General features: G+C 60.1%; 21 protein-coding genes. 13 read left to right on the forward strand and 8 right to left on the reverse strand.

The features are described from left to right. Positions 1 to 14: 14 nt before the first annotated feature. Entirely contained in the window at positions 15 to 1,436 is a 1,422-nt protein-coding gene (argH, locus tag GLW01_RS05095; protein WP_151440732.1) for an argininosuccinate lyase, read from the forward strand. Here the strand turns inward: argH and GLW01_RS05100 are convergent. Further along, positions 1,433 to 3,907, reverse strand: coding sequence for an EAL domain-containing protein (locus GLW01_RS05100; RefSeq protein ID WP_160898357.1), 2,475 nt, complete (start codon positions 3,905 to 3,907; stop codon positions 1,433 to 1,435). The genes argH and GLW01_RS05100 overlap by 4 nt on opposite strands. Before the next feature lie 101 nt (positions 3,908 to 4,008). Here GLW01_RS05100 and lptM point away from each other — a divergent pair, with 101 nt between their 5' ends. From lptM to GLW01_RS05135, 7 genes are read left to right on the forward strand one after another with little or no spacing between them, the layout of a single operon-like run. Then, complete coding sequence (lptM, locus tag GLW01_RS05105; protein ID WP_160898358.1) at positions 4,009 to 4,158, forward strand: LPS translocon maturation chaperone LptM; 150 nt, start codon at positions 4,009 to 4,011, stop codon at positions 4,156 to 4,158. A gap of 18 nt (positions 4,159 to 4,176) precedes the next feature. Continuing rightward, positions 4,177 to 5,436, forward strand: a complete 1,260-nt coding sequence (gene lysA, locus GLW01_RS05110; RefSeq protein ID WP_160898359.1) for a diaminopimelate decarboxylase — start codon at positions 4,177 to 4,179, stop codon at positions 5,434 to 5,436. Beyond that, positions 5,433 to 6,365 (forward strand): diaminopimelate epimerase, encoded by a 933-nt coding sequence (gene dapF / locus GLW01_RS05115; protein WP_160898360.1) that lies wholly within the window; start codon positions 5,433 to 5,435, stop codon positions 6,363 to 6,365. Before lysA ends, dapF begins: the two co-directional genes overlap by 4 nt. After that, positions 6,362 to 7,096: a DUF484 family protein gene (locus GLW01_RS05120; protein ID WP_151440727.1), complete on the forward strand. Its 735-nt coding sequence runs from the start codon at positions 6,362 to 6,364 to the stop codon at positions 7,094 to 7,096. The genes dapF and GLW01_RS05120 overlap by 4 nt, the downstream gene beginning before the upstream one ends. 23 nt (positions 7,097 to 7,119) lie before the next feature. After that, complete coding sequence (gene xerC, locus GLW01_RS05125; RefSeq protein ID WP_160898361.1) at positions 7,120 to 8,097, forward strand: tyrosine recombinase XerC; 978 nt, start codon at positions 7,120 to 7,122, stop codon at positions 8,095 to 8,097. Further along, complete coding sequence (locus GLW01_RS05130; RefSeq protein ID WP_160898362.1) at positions 8,090 to 9,805, forward strand: GGDEF domain-containing protein; 1,716 nt, start codon at positions 8,090 to 8,092, stop codon at positions 9,803 to 9,805. Before xerC ends, GLW01_RS05130 begins: the two co-directional genes overlap by 8 nt. Then, positions 9,805 to 12,984, forward strand: coding sequence for an ATP-binding protein (locus tag GLW01_RS05135; protein ID WP_160898363.1), 3,180 nt, complete (start codon positions 9,805 to 9,807; stop codon positions 12,982 to 12,984). Before GLW01_RS05130 ends, GLW01_RS05135 begins: the two co-directional genes overlap by 1 nt. Before the next feature lie 6 nt (positions 12,985 to 12,990). On the opposite strand, the gene GLW01_RS05140 is transcribed toward GLW01_RS05135, so the two are convergent. After that, the gene (locus tag GLW01_RS05140) at positions 12,991 to 13,359 is read right to left on the reverse strand and encodes a hypothetical protein (protein WP_151440723.1); all 369 of its coding nucleotides are present in this window, start codon (positions 13,357 to 13,359) and stop codon (positions 12,991 to 12,993) included. A gap of 168 nt (positions 13,360 to 13,527) precedes the next feature. On the opposite strand from GLW01_RS05140, the gene GLW01_RS05145 reads away from it, so the two are divergent. Both GLW01_RS05145 and GLW01_RS05150 read left to right on the forward strand, forming a co-directional pair. Then, a complete protein-coding gene (locus GLW01_RS05145) occupies positions 13,528 to 14,088 on the forward strand; it encodes a hypothetical protein (protein WP_160898364.1) in 561 nt (186 codons plus the stop codon). Between the two features lie 49 nt (positions 14,089 to 14,137). Next, entirely contained in the window at positions 14,138 to 14,536 is a 399-nt protein-coding gene (locus tag GLW01_RS05150; RefSeq protein WP_160898365.1) for a DUF6165 family protein, read from the forward strand. A gap of 7 nt (positions 14,537 to 14,543) precedes the next feature. Here GLW01_RS05150 and GLW01_RS05155 read toward each other — a convergent pair whose 3' ends face one another. Then, positions 14,544 to 15,611, reverse strand: coding sequence for a glycosyltransferase family 9 protein (locus tag GLW01_RS05155; protein WP_160898366.1), 1,068 nt, complete (start codon positions 15,609 to 15,611; stop codon positions 14,544 to 14,546). Between the two features lie 179 nt (positions 15,612 to 15,790). On the opposite strand from GLW01_RS05155, the gene GLW01_RS05160 reads away from it, so the two are divergent. Genes GLW01_RS05160 through GLW01_RS05170 form a run of 3 tightly spaced genes read left to right on the forward strand, consistent with a single transcriptional unit; the run spans position 15,791 to position 18,563 of the window. After that, positions 15,791 to 16,522 carry a 3-deoxy-D-manno-octulosonic acid kinase gene (locus tag GLW01_RS05160; RefSeq protein WP_160898367.1) on the forward strand — a complete coding sequence of 244 codons (732 nt, stop codon included), beginning with the start codon at positions 15,791 to 15,793 and terminating at the stop codon, positions 16,520 to 16,522. After that, a complete protein-coding gene (locus GLW01_RS05165; protein ID WP_160898368.1) occupies positions 16,519 to 17,487 on the forward strand; it encodes a glycosyl transferase family 90 in 969 nt (322 codons plus the stop codon). Before GLW01_RS05160 ends, GLW01_RS05165 begins: the two co-directional genes overlap by 4 nt. After that, the gene (locus tag GLW01_RS05170; RefSeq protein ID WP_160898369.1) at positions 17,487 to 18,563 is read left to right on the forward strand and encodes a CDP-glycerol glycerophosphotransferase family protein; all 1,077 of its coding nucleotides are present in this window, start codon (positions 17,487 to 17,489) and stop codon (positions 18,561 to 18,563) included. The genes GLW01_RS05165 and GLW01_RS05170 overlap by 1 nt, the downstream gene beginning before the upstream one ends. Here the strand turns inward: GLW01_RS05170 and GLW01_RS05175 are convergent. From GLW01_RS05175 to GLW01_RS05195, 5 genes are all read right to left on the reverse strand, one after another. Beyond that, a complete protein-coding gene (locus GLW01_RS05175) occupies positions 18,560 to 19,264 on the reverse strand; it encodes a sulfotransferase family 2 domain-containing protein (protein ID WP_160898370.1) in 705 nt (234 codons plus the stop codon). The two genes, GLW01_RS05170 and GLW01_RS05175, sit on opposite strands and share 4 nt — an antisense overlap. A 380-nt stretch (positions 19,265 to 19,644) precedes the next feature. Beyond that, entirely contained in the window at positions 19,645 to 20,484 is an 840-nt protein-coding gene (locus tag GLW01_RS05180) for a glycosyltransferase family 2 protein (protein ID WP_160898371.1), read from the reverse strand. 30 nt (positions 20,485 to 20,514) lie between these two features. After that, a complete protein-coding gene (locus tag GLW01_RS05185; RefSeq protein WP_160898372.1) occupies positions 20,515 to 21,411 on the reverse strand; it encodes a glycosyltransferase in 897 nt (298 codons plus the stop codon). Positions 21,412 to 21,509: 98 nt separating this feature from the next. Continuing rightward, a complete protein-coding gene (locus tag GLW01_RS05190) occupies positions 21,510 to 22,412 on the reverse strand; it encodes a glycosyltransferase family 2 protein (RefSeq protein ID WP_160898373.1) in 903 nt (300 codons plus the stop codon). 52 nt (positions 22,413 to 22,464) lie between these two features. After that, positions 22,465 to 23,364, reverse strand: coding sequence for a glycosyltransferase family A protein (locus GLW01_RS05195; RefSeq protein ID WP_160898374.1), 900 nt, complete (start codon positions 23,362 to 23,364; stop codon positions 22,465 to 22,467). Positions 23,365 to 23,717 lie beyond the last annotated feature (353 nt).

Below are 23,717 nucleotides of genomic sequence, written 5' to 3' on the forward strand. Positions count from 1 at the left end.
CAACAGGATAGACCATGAGCGACGAGCGGAAAGCGGCGGCCAAACTCTGGGGCGGGCGGTTCAGCGAGCCCACGGATGCCTTTGTGGAGCGGTTCACAGCCTCGGTGGGCTTTGATCAGCGGCTCTACCACCATGACATTCGTGGCTCCATTGCCCATGCGCGCATGCTCGCGAAGGTCGGCGTGCTCACCGCTGAGGAGGAGCGCCAGATCATCGAGGGTCTGGAGGCCGTGCACGCCGACATCGAGGCGGGCCGTTTTGAGTGGTCGGTGAGCCTTGAGGACGTGCACATGAACATCGAGGCGGCGCTGACCGAGCGTATCGGTGTCACCGGCAAGAAGCTCCACACCGGGCGTTCGCGTAACGACCAGATCGCCACCGATATCCGCCTCTACCTGCGCGACGAGATCGACGCCATCGCGGTTGAACTGGGCCGGCTGCAGTCCGGCCTGATTGAGCTGGCTGAGCGCGAGGCGGACACCATCATGCCCGGCTTTACCCATCTGCAGAGTGCCCAGCCGGTGACCTTCGGCCACCACATGCTGGCCTGGAACGAGATGCTGCAGCGGGACCATGAGCGGCTGCTCGACTGCCGCAAGCGCGTGAACCGCTTGCCGCTGGGCGCTGCGGCCCTGGCCGGCACCAGCTACCCCATCGACCGCCACTACACCGCGGAACTGCTGGGCTTTGACGGCCCTACTGCCAACTCACTGGATTCGGTCAGTGACCGGGATTTCGCCATCGAGTTCAGCAGCTTCGCCGCGCTGCTGCTGACCCATCTCTCGCGCTTCAGCGAGGAGCTGGTGCTGTGGACTTCCGCGCAGTTCAGCTTTGTGGACCTGCCGGACCGCTTCTGCACCGGCTCGTCCATTATGCCCCAGAAGAAGAACCCGGATGTGCCCGAGCTGGTGCGTGGCAAGACCGGCCGCGTGAACGGCCACCTCATGTCCCTGCTGACCCTGATGAAGGGCCAGCCACTGGCCTACAACAAGGACAACCAGGAGGACAAGGAGCCGCTGTTCGACACCGTGGATACCGTCAAGGGCTGCCTGCGGGCGTACGCGGATATGATGCCGGCGCTTTCCGTGCGCAGGGACAACACCCGGGCCGCGGCCCGGCGCGGTTTCGCCACCGCCACCGACCTGGCGGACTACCTGGTGCGGCAGGGCCTGGCGTTCCGGGATGCCCACGAGGTGGTGGGGCAGGCCGTTGCCTATGCTGACCGCGATGGTCGCGACCTGGAAGACCTTGAGCTCGCCGAGCTGCAGCAGTTCAGCGGGGCGATCGGTAACGATGTCTACGAGGTGCTGACCCTGGAGGGTTCCGTGAGCTCCCGTTCCCATGTGGGTGGCACCGCGCCAGTCCGGGTACGGGAGGCGGCTCGGGAGGCGGCGCAGCAGTTGGAAGCGCTGACGCAGGGTGGCGCTGCGGGTTAACCACGCGCCCTGAAGAAACCGCCCCGGCTGCCGGGCTGGGCCGGGGGTGCGAGCTGGTCCAGGAGTTCCGGGCTGGTCAGGCGATAGCCCTGACCGAAGTGCAGCCCCAGTTCACGCACCTTGCGCAGGGTGGCGTCGTCCTCAATGAAAGGAGCAACGGTCACCGCGTCGCACATCAGAGCCATCCGGTGGATGGCTTCCACCATGATCACCTGCAGCGGGTTATCCGCCAGGTCATGCACCAGGCTTTCGTCCAGCTTGACGATGCTGATTCCCAGATCACCGATCAGGTTATGGGTCTGACCGCTGATACCGGCGGCATCGAGGGCGATCCGGCACCCTGCCGCCCGCAGTGCTTCAGCACTCCGCCGGGCCTCATCCGGGTACCGGCATGCATGGGTCTCGCGGATCTCAAAGCAGAAGCTGGTTGCCTCGAAGGAGCTGGCCTCGATCTGGTGTGCCACCTCGTCCGCAAAGCTGGCATCAAGAAGGCTGCTGGCGGACAGGTTGAAGCTGATCATCTTGAGCCGTGGCTGCATCAGAGGGTTCTCCTCCAGCCAGGCCAGGGCGCGGGCGATGACGCGCCGGTCCAGTGCATACCCCAGATCAAAGCGTTCCGCCAGCGGCATGAAGGAGGCCGGGCGCCAGAGTTCCTCGGCGCGGCGGCCCTGGTCGTCCGGCTCCCGGTAGAGCCTTGCCAGTACCTCCACATGGTCGCCCCAGGTGGCGCTGGCGATCGGGCGCAGTGCCTGGAAGTGCAGCTCGATGGCATCGGTGGTGATGGCGTACATCAGCTGTGCCAGGTCCTCGCGGGTAGCGGTTTCGTCACCGCCTTCGGCGCCGGTGCGGTAGAGGTTGAGGCTGGAGGGGCCGGTGGCCTTGGCGGTCTCGCACAGGTCCGCAGCCAGGGTGAGGCACTGCTCCGGTGATTCGTCGGTCACCAGGTGCAGGGGCAGGAGACCGGCACTGACGGTGGTCTGGATGGTGTCGCCCCGCCACTCAAAGCCGAAGGCGCTGACGGCATCCCTCAGGTTGTGGCAGACCTTGACGGCTTCCTCCGTACCGCAGTTGTCCAGAATGATGACGAACTGGTCGCTGGCCACCCGGGCAAGGGCATCGCGCTGGCGCAGACGGCCCGACATCATGCTGCTGATTTCCCGCAGGTAGCGGTCGCAGCCACCGGAGCCAAAGCGGGCGTTGAGGGTGCTGAAACCGTCCAGATCCAGGTGCACCAGGGCGTGGGGTGTGCCGGCCTCACGCTGGAGGCTCAGGGCACGGTGCAGGCGCTGGAGGATCTCGCGGCGGTTAAGCAGCCCCGTCAGCGGATCGTGCCGGTTCAGGTAGTGGACGTGATCCTCGCCATCCAGCTGGGAAACCCGTTTGTCCCGGGCCACCTGCGCCGCCCCGAGCAGTTCCCCGCCTGGGGAGAAGATGCGGTTGAACTGGATCTCGTAGACCGTCTGCTGTTCCTCGGACTGCGCCAGGGGCATCTCGATGCAGAAGCCTTCCTGGCTCATGGCGCGTTCCCACAGGCGGGCGTAGAGGCGCCGTTCCTCCGGGTAGTCCGCGAGCAGATCGGTGAGCTGGTCGCCCACATTGGGCATGACCCCGAAGGCGGCCTGGAAGGCATCATTGTAGGCCTGGTTGACCGCGACGATTTCCAGTTCCGGGTTCATGATGACGATCAGATCGTTCGAGGCGGCCAGCACGCTTTCGGTACGGTACTTCCAGACCTGGGCCGAGTGCGCGTCCGCACGGCGAGCGGTGATGTCCACGGCGCTGCCGGCGATCAGGCGGCGTTTGCCGGAATCGTCCAGGCTGCGCCCGGTGAGCCGCAGCCAGCGGTGGTTCTGGTTGGCGGTGAGCACCGGTACTTCCATGGAGAACGGCTCGCCCTGGCGCAGGCACTGGAGAATGGCCCGGCGCACCTGGCTCTGGTGCTCCTGGAAGTAGAACAGCACATGCTCCGGGTCGAGCTGATTGCCCGGCGGCAGGTCCAGCAGGTGGTAAAGGCCTTCGGACCAGTGCAGGCGGTTGAAGTCCGGATCCAACTCCCAGATGCCGAGGCCACCACTCTGTTCGGCCAGGCGGAATACGCGGGTGTCCAGGGGCGTGGCCTGGCGCGGCCGTATGCGCATTGCCTCGTCGGTGCTGGCCGTGGCGTCACTGGTGGAGCGGCGCAGGTTGATGGAGAAGAAATAGCCGGAGGCATGGCGAACGGTGATCAGCGCGCTCTGGCCCTGCTCCAGGGCATCGTTGAGCGGGGGCATGAGGGGGTTATCCTCGCGGCTGGCCACAAGCTCCTTCATGGGCAGCCCCTGCATTTCCAGGATACCGTAGCCGAACAGGGCCTCGGCGGCGTCATCCGCTGCCTGGATGACACCTTCGTCGTCCACCTGCAGGCTGGCTGGCTCGGCGTTGGCGCTGCTGCCCGGTTCGGTGCGAACCCGCTTGATCAGATATTCCCTCATAGCGCCCGAGATTAGCAGAAAGCATGGCGACCGGGTGACATCCGTGTGTGAGATCCTTCAACTGTGGCGTTATAATACTGCGTTTCTTCGGGAGGTGGCTTATGCGCGGATCGATCCTGGCACTGCTGGCGCTCATGCTGGTTCTGGCCGGCTGCGGGCAGAAGGGACCACTCTACCGCGAGGGCGACCCGGAAGGGCCGGAAAGTGCCCGGGCCCCGGCTTCGTACACCATTCCCAGTCATCTTTGCTGATCAGGGCAGACGCCGACCATGGATTTTTTCAACCGACACGACGGCGAGCTCTACGCCGAATCCGTACCGGTAAGCCGGATCGCTGCAGCTCACGGCACGCCCTGTTACATCTATTCGAGGGCCACACTGGAGCGCCATTTCCACGCCTATGACCAGGCGCTGGAGGGGATGCCCCATCGCATCTGCTATGCGGTAAAAGCCAACAGCAACCTGGCGGTGCTCAATGTGCTGGCCCGGCTCGGTGCCGGTTTTGACATTGTTTCCGGTGGTGAGCTCGAGCGCGTCATCCGGGCCGGAGGCGACCCCGGTGCGACCGTTTTCTCGGGCGTGGGCAAGCAGCGCTGGGAGATTGAGCGTGCCCTGGAGGCCGGGGTGCGCTGCTTCAACGTGGAGTCCGACTTCGAACTGGCCATGATCAGCGAGGTGGCCTCGGAGCGCGGCCGGATCGCGCCGGTGTCGGTGCGCGTGAACCCGGACGTGGATGCCGGGACGCACCCGTACATCTCCACGGGTCTTAAGGAGAACAAGTTCGGCGTCGAGATTGAGCAGGCGCGGGTCCTTTACCGCCGGGCGGCGGAAATGCCTGGTCTTGAGGTGGTCGGCGCGGACTGCCACATCGGCTCGCAGCTGCAGAGCCTGGACCCGTTGATGGATGCGCTGGAGCGGATGCTGGCGCTGATCGACGCGCTCGCCGAAGACGGCATCGCCATCCAGCACCTGGATATGGGCGGAGGTCTCGGTGTGCCCTATGGCGACGAGCAGCCTCCCAGCCCCGGCGCCTACGGGGAGGCACTGAAGGAGCGGCTGGCCGGCCGGGACCTGGAGCTGCTTCTGGAGCCGGGGCGCTCCATTGCCGCCAATGCCGGGATCATGGTGACCCGGGTGGAGGGCATCAAGGGTGGCGATGAACACCGGTTCGCCATTGTGGATGGCGCCATGAACGATCTGATCCGGCCGTCGTTGTATTCCGCCTGGCAGCGGATTGAGGCGGTGGCCGACCCGAGTGGCATCCAGCCGGGCGTCTACGATGTGGTGGGGCCGGTCTGCGAGACAGGGGATTTTCTGGGCAAGCAGCGCGAGCTGGCGATTGAAGCGGGCGACCTGCTTGCCGTGCGCTCGGCTGGCGCCTACGGTTTTGTCATGAGTTCAAACTACAATACCCGCAACCGGCCGCCGGAGATCCTCGTTGACGGGGCGGATGTGCACCTGGTGCGCCGGCGGGAAACACTGGAGGAACAGCTGGCACCGGAAATACCGCTGCCGGAGCTGGGTTCATGAGTGGCGACGGGCGCCGGGGGCGTGGCGGCTGGCTGCGCTTTACCAAGATGCACGGGCTGGGCAACGACTTCATGGTGGTGGATGCCATTACCCAGCCGGTGCAGCTTGAAGCCAGCCAGATCCGGTCAATGGCGGACCGCCATCTGGGCGTGGGCTTTGATCAGCTGCTGATGGTGGAGCCTCCGGAGCGACCGGACGTGGACTTCCGTTATCGCATCTTCAATGCGGACGGCTCCGAAGTGCAGCAGTGCGGCAATGGCGCCCGGTGTTTCGCACGGTTCGTGCGCGACCAGCAGCTGACCCGCCAGCACCGGATACGGGTGCAGACGGCCACCGGCATCATGACCCTGGAGGTTACAAAGAAGGGGCTGGTGCGGGTGGACATGGGGGTGCCGGAGCTGGCGCCCGCAGCCATTCCGTTCGCGGCGGACGAACAGGCGGTGACCTATCCGATTACGGTGGACGGCCAGGAGCTGAGCATTGCCACGGTCTCCATGGGCAACCCCCATGGCGTGCTCGTGGTGGACGATGTGGACACAGCGCCTGTGGAGAGCCTGGGCCCGCTGATTGAGGCCCATCCGCGCTTTCCGGCCCGGGCCAACGCCGGCTTCATGCAGGTGGTGGCGCCGGATCGGATACGGCTCCGGGTGTTCGAGCGCGGTGTGGGCGAAACCCGGGCCTGCGGCAGTGGCGCCTGTGCCGCGGTTGTGGCCGGGCGGCTGCGTGGCCTTCTGTCCGAGCGCGTCACAGTGGAGTTGCTCGGCGGTCCCCTGACCATTTCGTGGCCGGGGGATGGGGCAGCTGTTACGATGGAAGGGCCCGCCACGCGGGTCTTCGAGGGGCGGATCAAGCCACCCGGTGACGGACGCCGCTCCCGTCAGGGTGGTGGTCGCCCGCAGAACAACAGGAAAAAGAAGGGTAATGCATGACAGACCCGACAGCGGAACCGGCAACCACCGGGGTCTCCGAAGCCGATGTGGCTGAGTACCTGGAGGCCAACCCGGATTTCTTCGAGCGTCATGAGCATCTCCTGCAGAAGCTGACACTTCCCCATGACAGCGGTCAGGCGATCTCGCTGGTGGAACGCCAGGTGCATCTGTTCCGCGAGCAGCGGGATGCCCTGCGTGAGGAACTGTCCGGCCTGATCGGCATTGCCCGGCAGAATGACCAGCTGTTCACGCGCAGCAAGCGCCTGCTCATGGCGCTTCTGGATGCCCGTTCCGTGGAGGAGGTGGCAGCGATACTGGATGAGACCATCCGCGGTGAGTTCCAGCTTCAGAGTGCGAGCCTGACAGTGCTGACCGATGGTGAACCGCCCTCCCAGTGCGGTGCCGTGCGCTACCTTCAGCGGAACAGGGCCCGGGAGGTGTTCGGTGAGGTACTGGATGAAAGCCAGCCGCTTTTCGGCCGGCTGCGTGACAGCCACCGTGAGGCGTTGTTCTCCGCGCCGGAACGGGTGGGTTCAGCTGCGGTGATCCCGGTGCGCCGGGATGAGTGCGTCGGCCTGATCGCCATTGCCAGTGAGGACGAAGGGTATTTCCACAGCAGTATGGGGTCGCTGTTCATGACCTACATCAGCGATACCCTTGGCCGGCTGCTTCCGCCGCTGCTGGCGCCGGAAGGCCGGATTGCCATGCCCGATGCGGAAGCCGGCCACTGACCCATCACTCCGGGAGTTCCAGCATGGCGTCCACTGATGCGTACGCGGAACGGATCCAGGCGGCTGAGGGGCTGCCAGAGCCGGTGCAACGCTTTCTGCGCTACATGGCCTCGGAGAAACGCAGTGCCCAGCGGACCTGCGAGCACTACGGCCGGGATCTACGCAGGCTCTGCCAGTGGTGCGACAATCAGGAGCGTGACCCGGTTGCTCTTAACCAGGCCGAACTCCGCCGCTATGTCGCCGGCCTGGCCCGCGAGGGACGTTCCGGCCGCACCATCGCGCGCCATCTTTCCGCCATCCGGCGGTTCTACGGGTTCCTCATCCGTGAAGGACTGGTAGCCGACAACCCCGCTCTCGACATCCGCCCGCCGCGCAACCAGCGCCCACTGCCCGGCGTGATGGACGTGGACCAGCTGCACCATCTGCTGGAACAGTCTCCGGAGGATCCTCTGGAGATGCGGGATCTGGCCATGATCGAGCTGATGTATTCCTCAGGGCTGCGCCTGGCGGAGCTGGTGGCACTGAATGATGCCGACGTGGATCGCCGTGATGCCAGCGTCCGGGTGACCGGCAAGGGTGGCAAAACCCGCATCGTTCCCATTGGCCGCGCTGCCCTGGCGGCACTGGACCGCTGGCTGGAACAGCGCCCGGCACTGGCGCTGGCCAGTGAGTCGGCGGTATTCGTCAGCCGCAGAGGGCAACGTATCCATCGCCGCACGGTACAGGCCCGCCTGCGGCGCTGGGGGCAGCGCTGCCACGCGGACCAGGGCCTGCATCCGCATCTGATGCGTCATTCCTTTGCCAGTCACATGCTGGAATCCAGTGGCGACCTGCGGGCCGTACAGGAATTGTTGGGACATTCGGATATAGCCACCACACAGATCTATACTCACCTGGACTTCCAGCATCTGGCCCAGGTGTACGACAGCGCGCATCCGCGTGCGCGGCGGCGCAAGGCCGGTGACCGCGGAGCCAGGACGGAGCAGGGGCGGCATGAGTGACCAGGACTGGCGGCAGAAATACCTTGCCGCGCTGGAACAGCATGAGCAGGATGAAAAGCAGTGGCAGCAGCGCCAGAACAGTCTCCAGCGGCTTCTGGTCCGTGTCTCGCTGGTTGCCGAAGGGCAGGACGGCGAACTGGATCGGCTCCTTGGCGAGCTGCGGGAACTGGTCCGTGAAGGCGACCCTGATCCCGGCGCCCTCCGGCGCCTTCAGGATGCGCTGGAAACGCACGTTTCCGGCTTCGATGAGGAACGTCAGGCGGTTGTCAGCCGTCTCCAGCAAGCGCTGCAGGGTCTGATCGATCCGCTGCGTTCCCGTGCGGGACGCAATGAACGCCGTCAACTCAGGGCGCTGGAGCGCACGCCGGCAGACACTGTTGGGCGCTTCAACGCACTACCCGGGATTCTGGAGCAGCTGGCGGAACTCCAGCAGCAGGTTCTTTCCGAGTCCGGGGACGCACAGAAGCGGGGCTCGTTCTGGCAGCGGGTTCTTGGTGGCGGAGCTGACGTCAGGGAAGAAGAGGCGACCGAAGCAGACTCTCCGGACAGTAACGCTGACGAGCCGGAGGACAGTGAGCTGGCTGCCGGGCTCGATCTGGACAGCGGTGAGCCACGGGCCGACGATGAGCAGCTCCGCAACCTCTGTGCCCGGCTTCTGCAGCTTCTGCGCCATATCCAGCAACATATCACACTGCCGGAACCGGCCCAGGAACGGATTGAAATCCTTCTGGAAAGGGTCCGTGCAAGCGAAAACTGGGGCCAGATCCAGGCGGTTCTGGATGAGGTCGTGCACCTTGTTGTGGCGGCCGTGGGCCGGGGGCAGCGGGAGTTTGAGCAGTTCCTGGCGGGTCTCGACCAGCGGCTGGTGCGGTTGCGCACCCAGTTTGAGACGGGGGCACTGGACTTCGGTCACTGGCAGGAAGTGTCCGAAGCGTTCGACCAGCGCATCGACCAGGAACTGGATGAGATGGGCAGCAGTGCCCTGGGAGCGACTGAACTCAGCGGGCTGCAGCAGGCGGTTCGTGATCACGTGGATCGCCTCAATGCCACACTGACGGAGTACCGTGAGGCTGATACGAAGCGGGAACAGGCCCTGCGGGAACAGGTTCAGGATCTACAGGAGAAGGTGACCGCCATGGAGGCCGAGTCCCGGGAAGTGCAGAAGGAACTCAGAAAGGAGCGGGAACGGGCGGCTACCGATATGCTGACCCAGCTGCCCAACCGTGAGGCGCTGGAGGAACGACTGGACCAGGAATACCGGCGCTGGCACCGCTATCGTGAGCCAACGAGTCTGGCCATCATCGACATCGACTGGTTCAAGGGCATCAACGATACTTACGGGCACCTGGCCGGCGACAAGGTCCTGCAGCTTCTGGCCCGCTCCCTGCGGGAGAACCTGCGTGAGACGGACTACATCGCGCGCTACGGTGGCGAGGAGTTCATCATTCTGCTCCCGGCAACGCCGCTGGAGACCGCTGTTACCGTGCTGGATAAGCTGCGTGAACGGATCCAGGCGCTGCCGTTCCATTTCCGGCATGAACGGGTTGAGGTGACCTTCTCCGGTGGCGTGACCGGCTTCATGGAGGTTGATGGCCCGGACCAGCTGCTGGATATGGCGGACCGTGCCCTGTATCGCGCCAAGGAGCAGGGCCGTAATCGCGTCATTCCCGCTGCCGAGCAGGACAAACGCTCGGGAGGAGGGCGCTGATGCGGCTGCTGGTGGTTTTTGCGGCGTTACTGGCGCTGGTCATCCCGGTGGCGGGGCAGGCCATCCCGTTCCCGGCGACCGATAACCTGCCCGAACTCAGTGTGGACCAGAAGCTCTGGCTGCAGGACAAGGAACGCATCCGCCTGGGCATTCCCTCGGGCCGTCCGCCGCTGGCCTACCGCAATGAATTTGGTCGGGTCCTGGGCACCGAATCCGGCTATGCCCGGCTTCTTGAGCGCAAGCTGGGGACCCGTGTGGAAATGGTCGGCGGCAACCCCCTGCTTCTTGAACGCATGCTGGCCCAGGGCCAGATCGACGCGATCAGCATGCGCTTCGCCAATCGCTCAACCGGCAAGTACCGGTTCACCCGCCCCTACATGCAGGTGCGCTACGGCATCTATGCCCGCCGGGACAACGCCAGCATCAGCCGGCTTGGCAGCCTGGAAGACAAACGCGTGGTCTTTCTGGACGGTGACCGCTACCCATTCCAGCTCCTCGACCGCATCCCCTCGTTCACGCCCCTGGCAGCGCTGACGCTGAGTGAGGCCATGGACATGCTGCGCAGTGAGGAAGCGGATGCACTGCTCGCTCCCGTTCCGGTGGGGGATCAGTATCTGGAGAACAACGACCTGCGCGTTATCCAGAGGGTGCAGGTCATGGAGGAGCGCCCCTTGCCCATGTCCTACGCCGTCCCCTTCGAGGAAGGAAAGTTGCGGGGCATTCTGGATGCGGCCATTGATTCGATGACCACCCTGGAGCACCGCAATATCCAGGGGGCCTGGATCGGCCATGAGGAGATTTTCGGGGACACCGAGGAAGAGGTGGTGCTCACTGCGAATGAACGCCAGTGGCTGAAGGACAACCCGGAACTGAAAGTGGCCATGCGGACCGGTTGGCCCCCGGTTGAGTTCCGGGGCGAGAGCAAACTGGAAGGCGTGATTCCCGATCTTCTGTCACTGATCGAGGCGGAGCTTGATTACGAGTTTGAGCGGGTGCCGGTTCCCTCCGGCGAGACGGTGGATTCGATGCTCGCTGATGGGACAGTGGATGTGGTACCCGCACTTCCGCGCACACCGGATCGCCAGGACGAGCACCTGTTCACGCGCAGCTATCTCAGTCTGCCGGTGGCCATCGTGGTGCGTGATGACCACAGCTTTGTGGGCGATCTCTCCGAGCTCGATGACAGTGATCGGGTCGGTGTGGTCCAGGGCATGGCCGCCGGAGAATACCTCAACCGACACCACTCGGCTCTGGATATCACGGAAGTGACCTCCATCGAGCAGGGGCTGCGCCGTGTGGCCAATAACGAGCTGGATGTGATGATCACTCATATCCCTGGTGTCAGCTACAACGTCTCCCGTCTCGGTCTGGATAATCTCCGGATTACCAGCATCGCGCCTTTCCAGTACGATCTAAGGCTGGCCGTAAAGGCGGAATACCCGCAACTGGTGGGGATTCTGGGTAAGGCCCTGAGCCGCATTGACCGTTCGGCCCTGGATGAGGTCTACAACCGCTGGATCAAACTCGACGTGGAACAGCAGGCGGACTATACCGTGGTCCGTCGGGTGGGGATCATCGCCCTGCTGGTGCTGGCTGCTTTCTTCTACTGGAACCGCAAGCTCTCCCGGGAAGTGGGTGAACGGGTACGTTCCGAACAGGCCCTGAAGCGCAGCGAGGAGGAACTGCTCGACGCCAAGCAGCGGGCCGAGGACCTGGCGGACCAGGCCGAGGAGGCGAACCGCGCCAAGAGCGAGTTCCTGGCCAACATGTCCCATGAGATCCGCACCCCCATGAATGCGGTCATCGGCTACACGGAACTGCTTGAGCGCACCATTACCGACGAGCGCCAGCGCGGCTACCTGGAGTCCATCAAGGCCGGCAGCCGCAGTCTGTTGACGCTGATCAACGACATCCTGGACCTGTCGCGCGTGGAGGCGGGCAAGATGCGGCTTGAGTACGGGCCACTGGATCTCAGCCGGCTGCTGGAGGATGTGCGCCATATCTTCACGATCCGGGCTCGCGAGAAAGGGCTGGAACTGGTCTTTGAAATGGACGAGAACATGCCGCCGGTGATGGTCCTGGATGAAACCCGCCTGCGCCAGGTGCTGTTCAACCTGGTGGGTAATGCCATCAAGTTCACCGACCATGGTGAAGTCCGGGTGCGTGTGGCCTGGAAGGAGAGCGAGGCCCCCGAGCTGTGCATCGAGGTGGTCGACACCGGCATCGGCATTCCCGAGGAGCAGCAGGAGCGGATCTTTGAGGCCTTTGAGCAGCAGGCCGGGCAGAGCAGTCGACTATACGGCGGCACCGGTCTGGGACTGGCAATCAGCCGCAAGCTGGTCGAGATGATGAACGGTGAGCTCAGCGTGCGCAGCCAGCCCGGTGAGGGCACGACCTTCCGCGTGCATCTGCGTGATGTGGAAACAGCGCTGGCCGCACCGGATGTGAATGATGAGACGCTGGCGGTACGTTATCGCTTCAGTTGCAGCCGGGTCCTGATCGTGGATGACAACCCGGTGAACCGCCAGCTGGTGCGGGATGTGCTTGAGCCCGAAGGGCTTGCGGTTGAAGAGGCTGAGAATGGTGTTCAGGCGCTGGAGAAGGCGCGTGCTTCCCGTCCGGACCTGGTGCTGATGGATATCCGCATGCCTGAGATGGACGGGTTTGCGGCGCTTCGGGCCTTTGGCGAGGATCGCAAGCTCAGTGATATCCCGATCGTGGCGCTTACTGCTTCGGTCATGACCAGCGAGGCCGCGCGCATCCGCGAGGCCGGATTTGATGGCTATCTGCACAAACCCGTGAGCCGGGAGATCCTGCTCGGGGAGCTGGCGGATTACCTCACCCATGAACGCATTGATCTGGAACAGACGGATGAGGGGAGTGAGCCGGAGAATCTGACAGCCTGGAGCGACCTCAGCGAGGAGCAGCAGAAGCGGGTGATGCGCGCGCTGCGTTATTCCCTGATCCCGCAGGCCACGTCTCTGGTCGACAGCGGCGACCCGGAGGCGCTCCAGGCGTTTGCCGAAGAACTGCAGTCACAGGCGCGGGACCAGGGCGTTGAGGAGCTGGTGGCCTTCGCCGATCAGCTGGCGGAGGCCGTGGCCGGCTTCGAATTGGACCGGGTGCAGCAGCTGCTGGAACAGTTCGCGGGGGAGGCTTTTCTGCCGGAACCGGAGTAGGGCTGTTCAGAGGCAGTCGTACTGGTATTGGCGGTCGAAGGCGACGGACACCATATGAACGCCCCGCCGGGACAGATCCTCCACCAGGTCCCGGTTGGTGAGTATGCGGCTGCAGATGTGATGGATACGCTCCTGGCGCTGCTCGCGGCGGCTGAGGTTGTCGCCCTCAAAGTCCAGAAGCAGATAGGTCTTGGGGTGTCCATCCTCGGGGACTGTGGCCTGCTCGTAGCCCTCATAGCTGGCATGTACCTGCTTCAGGGTCGAGGCCAGGCGGTCCTCGAGACGCTCGCTGGCGCCAGCCATCGCAGCCGGGGTGAGCAGCAGCGTGGTTGCCAGAACGGTGAGCCAGTATCCTGTCGAAACTCGTAGCATCATCGCATTCAACGTAACAGAACGTAACAGCTGTATTATCCTCGGCTGTTCCGGATAATGCAGCCGGTTTGACAGCTTTTTAATATTCCAGCGTTCGCTCTGCTACAGCGCTCACAGGCGTCATGTGCGCTATGCTGTGAAACAGACGCAGGCAAACGACGGGCAAATGCTATGTATCAACTGGTGTTTCGCGGGGAGTGGGAAGCAGGCCTCGACGAACAGTCGGCGCGGGAACGGGCCAGGGGGTTGTTCAAGGCCAATGATGCCCAGCTGGAGAAGATGTTCTCCGGTGAGCGCGTGGTGATCAGGAACCGGCTTGATGAGGCCACGGCGCACAAGTATCAGGCCGCCATGAAGAAGAACGGGCTGGTGGCGCATATTGAGCCCATGCAGCAGGCCGGGGCGGTGGAGCAACCACAAGCCCGCTCGAATGAGGGCCGTGACCCATCGCCTGCAGGCGGCGATGTGGCCGTGGAACCGGGTGACCGGCTGCCGGTGGCGGGTGAGAAGGTGGATTCCATTCTGGCCGGCTCGGATCTCAGCCTGGGCGCTCCGGGCGAGCGGCTGGGGGACACACGGGAGGAACCGGAACCCGTGTTCGAGCACCTGGATGAATGGTCGGTGGCGCCGCCCGGCGAGGATCTCGGAGCTGAAGAGGAAAAGCCCGAGCCGCCGGCGCCGGATGTTTCCCATCTGTCACTGGCTGATGAACCAAAGGCGGGCAACGGATGATAGACTGCTGCGCTCGATTTCATGCCATCAGGGGTGCGACAGAACGCCAATGACTGACACGATCCGGATACCGGTTTCCTTTGGTGAAGTACTGGATAAGATCACCATCCTCGAGATCAAGTCTGAGCGCATCGAGGATGCGGACAAGCTCCAACACGTGCACACGGAACTCGAAGCATTGAGCCAGCACTGGCAGGAGGCTATTACGGAGCCCGACCGTGTTGCTGCGGAGCGCCGGGAGCTGAAGGCGGTCAACGAGAAACTCTGGGAGATTGAGGACGCTATCCGGGAAGAGGAGGCTGCGGGGCGCTTCGGTGAGCGCTTTATTGAGCTGGCCCGCTCGGTCTATTTCACCAACGACGAGCGCGCGGCGCTCAAGAAACGGGTCAACCTCACCCTGGGGTCACGTTTCGTGGAAGAGAAATCCTATCGCGATTACAGCCGCTGATGGAGGCTCAGGCACTCTGACGGCGCCGGGCCATCCAGTGGTCAAGCATGGCGGTGGCGTCGTCAACGGTTATCAGTTCCATGGCGCCGTTGAACTCTGCCTTGGCACCCCAGCGGGCGCTCTCGACCCGCTTGCCGGTAAAGCGCTCCAATGCCTGAGGGTAACGGTTAACGCACCACTCAATTGAGTTATAGGGACCTGAGCGGTATGGATTGGAGCTGGCAAAGAGCCCCAGAACGTCGGTGCCCATGGCGTTGGCGATATGCGCCGGTCCGGTATCCGGGGCAATGACAAGATCCGCCCGGGCCATGAGGGCCGCGAGCTGTTTCAGGGTGTCCTGCCCGCAGAGGTTGAGCACCTCTTCCTGCATTGCCTCTTCGATCGCCTGACAGTACTGCCGGTCCTGTTCCGAAGGACCACCGACCAGGATGATGCGCACCCCGTACTGGTGTACCGCGTAATCCGCCAGCGCCGCATACCGCTGTGTAGGCCAGTTCCTGAGCTCATGGCTGGCAACGGGGCTGATCACCAGGTTCGGGCGGGCAGGGTCCAGTACACGGTCCGCAAATGCGTTGTCCGTTTCGGCAACCGGGAGGTGCCACTCGGGTTCCGCTGGTTTGAGCCCCAGGGCCGTAGGGAAGCTGGCCAGGCAGTCAAGCACGTGCTGCCCGCTTCTTCTGGGTATACGCTGGTTGATGAACAGGCCGTGGAGGTCCTTGCTGCGCTCGCGGTCGTAGCCAACCCGGGTGCTCGCTGGCACAAGCAGGGCTGCAATATTGGCGCGCAGTGCCACCTGCATGTGGAACAGTACATCAAACCGCCGGCCCCGCAGCTGACGCCAGAGGTCAATGTAACCACGCAGACCGGCGCTCTTGTCGAATACAATAAACTCGACACCGGGCAGCCCCTCGAGCAGGCGCGCCTCCATCTTACCGATGATCCAGGTGATGCGTACGCCGGGCATCTGTTTCTGCAGGCTGTGTATGACCGGCAGTACATGCGTGACGTCGCCGATCGCGGAAAGGCGGAGGATGCAGATGGAGTTGACGGATGTGCCGGATGAATCATTCAGCATGGATTAGGTCGGACTGGCCCGGGTTGGAGTCGTCTGATTGTTGCTTGCTAGAATGCCGCAGGCAGCGGGCGCACCATCACCCATCTGCATCAACGAAGGCATATCATAACGCAGTATGCCTGTGACGTCCCATTTCCCGCAGCAAATCGACGCGAGCGAATCCGATCAGAGCAGCCCCGATGAGCCATTCCTCAGACTTTTTCGGCGATGATGGTGCCCGTTTCCGGGTTAGCGCCGTCTGGTCGCCTTCATTCAACACTGATTGGTTCCGACCCAATGCCTGGGGAAGCGCTGCACGGCCGGTGGACGCGGGCGGCCGGGGTGGTGCCTGGTTCGTGACGGCGCCGGGTGGTGAACTGGTGTTGCGGTTCTACCAGCGCGGTGGGCTTATGGCCCATCTTTCCAGGGATGCCTATGTCCGCACCGGGGTTGTCCAGAGCCGGGCCTTTGCGGAATTTGATCTGCTTCAGCGCATGGTCGAACGGGGGCTGCCTGTTCCAGCGCCGGTGGCTGCTGCTTTCTGGCCGCGGGCGGGCGTATTCTACCGGGCGGCGATCCTGGTGGAGCGGCTGGAATCCGCCCAGCCATTGCCGTCCGTGCTCGGTACCCTGGCAGCGGAACACTGGGAAGCGGTGGGCCGAACCGTCCGCAGGTTTCATGACGAGGGCATCGATCATGCGGATCTCAACGCCTTCAATATCCTCTGGGTTAATGGCTCGGTCTACGTGATTGATTTCGACAAGGGGCGACAGCGGGCGCGCGGCATTACGGGGGCACGCTGGCAGCGTGGCAACCTGCACCGCTTTCACCGGTCACTTTTGAAGCTGGACTGGACTGACTCGCCACTGGGGCTGGACACAGCCTGGGAGCATGTTCTTGCGGGCTACAGTGAAGGAGCGGGTCACCCATGAAGCTGACGACCCGGTATGAACGGAATCTGCACAAGCTGGGCTATTACCTCACCGCACTGTTCGACCTGGTGGTGCCCCGCTCCTACTGGCTGTGGCACGGGCAGCGCCTGATGGAGGAATACGCGGCGCTGGAGCCGGAAGCGAAGGCGGAGGTGGATGCGCGGGTGGCCTGGTACAACCGGCTGGAAGCACCGTTCAATCCAGGCCCCGAGGCGATACGGCCACAGCAGTTTTCACGCCGGGGCCAGCGCTCCGCCTACTACCTGGACTTCAAGCGCCTGCTCCGTTGCCTTCCCGATGACCGGCCCTTCCGCTATGAGTTCGGGGATGTAACCTGGGTGCCGGAATACCCGAGTTTCGTGAAAAGCCGCCCTGTTGCGTCAGCGGGCGAAAACGCCAACTCCGTCCTGCTCAAGCTCAACCAGGTTCGCCATTACTTCATGGTGCCGGACCCTCTGTCGTTCCGGGAGAAAGAGCCCGTCGCCATCTGGCGGGGCAAGGGCAGCCAGCCCCAACGGAAAGCTTTTCTCGAGCGCTATCATGACAGCCCGCTCTGTGATGTCGGCTGCAACCATGAGGAGTCGATCGGCAAGCCCTGGCATACGGGCTTCATGCCCGCCTCTGAACAGCTGAATTACCGCTACATCGTGAGCATTGAAGGGAACGATGTGGCGACCAACCTGAAATGGATCCTGGCTTCCAACTCCCTGTGCCTGATGCGGCGGCCGCGCTACGAGACCTGGTTCATGGAAGGGGCGCTGGAACCCGATGTGCACTACGCCTGTCTGGCGGATGACCATTCGGATCTGGAAGAGCAGATCCGCTACTACAATGCCCATCCGGAGGCGGCCGAAGCCATCATCCGCAACGCACAGGCCCATGTGGCCCGCTTCATGGACACACGCCGCGAATGGCTGATCTCGCTGCTGGTCATGAGGCGCTATTTCGAGAAGGTCGAGGCCTGATGGCGCGCTATCTGTTCTTCGTGAACCAGCCCTATTCCTACTCCATCCTGCGCCCCCTCCAGGAGGCCATTCGTGCACGTGGGGACGAGGTCGCGTGGTTCGTGGCCGGGTGCAGCACGGCTCCACTGCGGGAGAACGAGTTGAGGCTGGAGACGGTGCGGGAGGTCATGGCGTACGGCGCGGTCGCCACCTTTGTGCCGGGCGACTGGGTACCCTGGTTCTTTCCGGGCATCAAGGTGGAGGTGTTCCACGGTCTGGCACGAAACAAGCGGGGCCACGAGACCGAGGCGGAGAGCGACCACTACCGGATCCGCGGCTGGTTCGACCTGTACTGCACCCATGCCGAGGGAGACACTGAACGTTTCCAGGAGCTGGCCCGGGAGAAGAGATTCTTCTCCGTGGCTCATACCGGCTGGCCCAAGCTGGACCCGCTGCTGAAGGAGGCTGAGAGCCCGGGCCCCGCGGAGAGCAGCGACAGACCGACCGTATTCTTCGCCTCCACCTTCAGCCGCAGCGTAACAGCCGCCCCGGCACTGTATGACGAGATTGCCCGCATGGCCGATTCCGGCCGCTGGCATTTCCTGGTCACGCTGCACCCCAAGATGGATCCGGAATGGGTGGCACGCTACCGTGCCCTGGCGGGCCCGAACCTGACCTTCATCGAAAGTGATGAGGACCTGATTCCGTATCTCCCGCAGGCGGACGTCATGCTCTGCGACACGTCATCCATCATGTTCGAGTTCATGTTCCTGGACCGGCCGGTGGTGACGCTCAATACCCGGATGCCTGGGCCGTGGCTGATTGATGTGGCGGAAGCTTCCGAGGTTGAGCCTGCTCTGGAGAGAGCGCTGCAGCGGCCGGAATCACTGGTTTCCGCGATGCGCGCGTATTGCCGGGAGCTGCACAGCTTTACGGACGGGCGCTCGAGTGAGCGGGTGCTTGAGGCGGTTGATCAGTTTATTGAGGAGGGCAAGGATCAACTGAAACCGTTGAACTTGTGGCGCAAGCTCAGGGTCTGGCTGAAATTGCGCCGGGCTCTGCGCCTACAGGCAGTGCTTGATGATAATGCTGACTAGAACTGGTATCCCATAAGTTTAATTTCATCCTTGAAGAGGTCCGCAATCCGATCTTTCTCGGCTTCAGAGAGCACGTCGCTGTAGTGGCGCTTGTCCTTGCGGACTCCTGACTTGGCCTTGGGGAGCTCTAGTGGTTCCGGGAGACCCAGGTGTTGCCGGACTTCTTCCAGATCTTCTTCCAGAGACTCATAACGACAGATTTTATCAACTGCGACTTGGCCCTTCAGGGTGTAAAGCCCAAATCCCTTTCGAAGCAGTGACTGCGTATGTTTCGAGTCCAGGAACTCCATAATGGACGGCATTTCCTCCTGACGCAGATTCCTCTGTCGCCAGTAATATTGGGAGATTACCCGGTCCCAGGGGTTCCGTGCGACACAGAACTTAAAATACTGGTTCCATGTTTCATGCCTGACGTGGCGTCTGATCTTGCGGGCTGGCATGTGTTCCCGATAGCGACGCGGAGGCTTTCCCCTGCTAAGCAGCTTCCACCAATCGCGGCCGGTATACTGGAATCTGGAAGTCGGTCGGTAATTCTGAGGGGGCGTTCCTCCAATTTTCTGTCTTATCTTCTCTTCTTCAGAGGATAACGGGGTAATGATGTCGTTTGGACCACAGAACCGGGAGAGCGCCAATTCTATAGAGGTGCCTGCCGTTTTGGTTGTTTTGAGAAAAATGAACTGGTGCTTATGGGAAATGATCATATGTTTTAAATCTTGAATCAGATCTTAGGGCTAAGACGCCGATAATAGCAGCTTGAGAGTGGCTGCGACGATAGTATGAGAACAACCTACAGGGAATCACCTCATGGACTAAGTCAGGTTTAGCCAAGCGCAGGACTCGCCCCTAGTCGTCCATGGAACGCATACGCCAACTGCTGGAAGGAGCGATCTTATCAGGGCGGAAAGGATCAGGGGGAGTGTTCGTGTGAAGGTCGAGCATCCGTTTTGCGCCATCAAATGTCAGTTCGGTTATGCTAAAGTGTCCGTTGCCGTGAAACATACAAAGCTGAGTGCTATCGATAATGCAAATAGGTAACCGAACTACCCGGGCAGAATGCTAGGCTCCTTGAACCAAATGATGGTCATCCCGTAATTCGTACGGCTTGGTCCTTGACTAGATTAAGCCCATATTCGGTTATCTTTATTTTTCGCTTCGCATTATGAATACGCAACGCTTTGTTCTTGCGTATGTTTTCAGGGTCACTGTAACCACGGGCATGGTCCAGGTGAATGATCTGGGCATTGTACCGTACATGCTTGCCTTTAATGCCTAGGTTTTTTAAGCGAACACCAAATTCCCGATCCAAGCCGCCATGCGACATGCGCTGGTCAAAACCATTTACGGCGATCACATCTTTAGTCCACGCCGATGCATTGCATCCTGTAAAGTTGGTTCTGGCAGGCGTAAGATGATTGAGGATATTTCCGGCGTATTTCCTGGCTCTAAGTTTCATGTTTTTACGGGTGACCAGAAGGCCGTTTTCCACTAACCAATCCCAGTTAAAGCAAGCGCCCGACGTGATATCTTCCTTGCCAATGTGTTCACTTGTCGACATAGGTAAACGGGCCACCGAACCTGTTAAAAAGCAGCCGGGTTTGGCGCATTTTAAATGCTCCTCAACAAAATCCGCGCGGGGAATGCAGTCGCCGTCGGTAAAAATAATGTAGTCGCTTTCAACCTGTAAAATCGCTTTGTTTAGAATTTCGCATTTCTGAAATCCATGATCTTCATGCCAGACATGCTTAATTCTTATTCCTGTTTCGGAGCGCATTCGATCAATTAGTTGCCGGGTTTCATCGGTAGAACCATCATCGGCAATAATGATATCGAAATCCCGATGGGTTTGGACACTAAAACCCCACAATACCTTTTCAAGCCATTTCGGGGAATTATAGGTGGTGAACAAAACGGTGACATTCATGACGATCTACTGTTTTTAGTGATACAGGACTTATCCGAGCTTGGCTATTATCCGCTTGGGTAAATACTTTAACCAATATTTGAAGGGAATAGAGAAATCAAAGCCCTCCATCACCGAGTAAGGCAGATTGTTCTTCATAATAACCTGGCTGATACGGCGATGAAGTTTTTTAATCTGATGCTGCCCTGGAGGATAGTGGTAATAGTGTTGCTCGAAATAGGCATTTACTTTCAATAAGGCCCTCGCATTTACTTCGCTTTTCTTGCTGGTCATCACCGACCCGATACGATAACGACGCCTAAAATATGTATTGGATAAGCATTTTACGCGTCTGGCATGGTAAAAAATGTCGAAGGTATAGGTTTCATCTTGGTGCGGGATACGATCAATAAACTGTATATTATTATCCGTGACAATGTTTTTTCTTGAGAGATAAAGGCACACGGAAGTCGCATAGGTTTTGCTTTCGATGTAGGTTTCGATAAAATCCTGACCGCTCATGATCGGTGTATCATCACGCTGGTAACGATCGGTTTTAAAATTGAAATCGATACTGTCATCAATAAAAGGCGCTCCCGAAAAACCAATTATATCCAAGTCATCCTTTACAAGGTGGTCAACACATTCTTCGATTGCGCTTGGTTCAAGAACATCGTCAGAATCGAAGTGATAAATATACTCCCCGCTGGCCCGAGCGATCGCATTGTTACGTGCACTGGATAATCCCTGGTTCTCCTGTGAAAAGACTTTAACACGGGGATCCTCAGTATATTCTTGTGCAATTTTCAGGGTATCATCGGTTGAGCCGTCGTTGGTGATGATGATTTCCAGATTCGTATAGGTTTGATTGATAATGCTGTCGACAGCTTCTCTGATGTACGGGGCGACATTGTAAGCAGGAATAAGTACGGAAACTAAAGGCGGCATGACGTGTTCCCTCGTCGTCTTTCAAGGACAACCCATTCCCAGTTCACTGATTCACTGAATCACCGAAAGTGCGGGTAAGGGACGGCGAATGGGGTCGATCATCTGGACCATTTGCGTAAATTTATTTCCAATTTATTAAGCCATTTCAGTAGCGGTTGACTCTGCAGGGGATGTGTGATCCATGGTTTCTTTAAAGTGGCATTGCTAACGGTTAGAAAATCCTCGGCAGTCGGCAGTATCTTTGCATGTCTGACTTTAAAGGCTCGGTTTTTTTCATCGGATAGAATTTCAAATGGATAAAAACCACAATTTTGTTTTTTCTCCGCCAGTGTCAAGGCTAGCGTTTTCACTTTTCCTCGATAACAGGGAACACTGGGAAGCCACATAACAAAGGGATCACGCATTATCCCCATTTTACTGAATTTAGTGCGTGCCTGTAATTCGTTCTCTTTTTCTGTCGGTTTGAAAACCCAGTTCGCGGCTTTTAGTCGGTCAACATGGGCAATCGATAAGGCAGAGAAATAAATTCCGGAGCTGCGGTTGGAGTCATTCCGGATATAGGCGTGACTGTCTTGGTGATACTCCATTGTTTTTTGGTTATAGCTGCGGTTCTTCTGACGTACAAAGGCATGATGCAAAAATGCTGCATCGGGGTGCTCGTTGAAGAAACATTCAATATCGTTGATATCCTGTTCGTTCAGCTTTCGCACTAATTGAGTATCATCCTGTACAAAATATACAAGTTCGCCTTCAGGTATATAGGAAAGCGAGGATTGCATATTGTTATATAAGCCACCGCACTTGTAGGCTAAGGCTTCGGTTTTTTCCGGCTGGATGACCTGATAATGCTTGGACAACGCGTCCAGTATTGAGACTGTTTCCGGGTCGTTGCTCTCATCATCAAATATCAGAATAACGGGGTCCTGAACGCAGTGCTCGATCGATTCTACACAGTTCTCTAAAAAGCGGCCGCGGTTGAATGAAAATATACAGAAGTACATGAATTATATACTCGAAAATCTAGTCAATTTTTAGGTCAGGTTGGGAAAGGTCTTATCCTTGTTCCTGCAGTCGGCGAATCTTGCTTCGTATCCTGGACCAGATGGAATTCTGCTTGTAACGGCCTTTGTGTATATGGCGGACCTGATAGACGCCATCCACATTGATGGGCGTACCTTGTGTCCCTACTAGCCAGCGGAACGCTCGGTCTTCATAGCATTTGCACCAATGGTCCGCGGGGGTTTGATAGATAGAGATACCTTCGCAATAGCCGATGGCCCTTGCGACATCACCGTGCACAATCTGAAATGCCCCTTTAGCACGATCCCGGGAAAAGCGAGTCAGGTTGTCGGCTTTGATATCTACCAGTTGCGGCTTGCTTCCTGCCTTCAACATGCCATCGTCTCTGGCCAGCATGGGTGTGGTTCTCTCTTCCCGGGGAAAGACGAGTACATCGCGTCTCCCCTGAAGCTCGTTAGCGAGGGAGTCCAGACAGTTCTGATGGAATATGATGTCGCAGTCGGTGAACCATACCCAGTCCGCTTGAGTCGATTTTGCTGCTCTATTGCGTCCGATACCCCGCCTGAACAGTTGTTCTTTGGGCAAGGCGTGCCAGTTCCAGGTAACATTTTCGACATCATTTTGTTCAATGAACTTGAGTAGCTCGGAGGTGCCCTCGTCCTCGGGGCAGTAGAACACGGTGACGATGAGTTTCAGACGCGTAGGAGGGTAGTTGACGAAAGAGCTCAGCTGATAGGCGAGCATGTTGGAGTACTGCCAACAATGGCTAACCACTTCCAAGGTGGGGATGCCATGCACGGCGTTTCTTGATTGTGGTTCGGGAATGGGAGCCCGAAACCAGCTTGCCGGTACATAGCCGCTGGCGGCAAGCCGAAAGAAAAACGCCAGGATAGGATCGTACCAACGTTGCGGATAAAGTTTTGTCTCACGCATGAAAGTTTGCCAGTTTCTTGAATTACTCGGTACCGCATCGGTATCTAACGCCGGCACGGTGGGTGTTCAAGGAGAGTGCAAGCTAGTGTAACTGTAAACAGCTCGCTACTGTAGGTAAAGGACCTCTGGCAGACCTTGGCGGCGTGGGGGCTGGAGATCGGCAAACCTCTGTTATAAAAATCAGTCAGAGAGTGAAATCCGCTTTTCATGTGCCGTTCCCTACGGGTCAACCTTGTCCAGAAATGCCGGAAGAACTCTTGTGTAGGGGGGCGGACGAACACAAACCGGAAAAGCTCAGGCAAACGCTTGACTTCGCGCCCCCTGAGCTGGGACGGCGCTCTGAAGAGTTTCTT

Source organism: Vreelandella halophila (assembly GCF_009856365.1).
GTDB classification, from domain to species: domain Bacteria; phylum Pseudomonadota; class Gammaproteobacteria; order Pseudomonadales; family Oleiphilaceae; genus Halospina; species Halospina utahensis_B.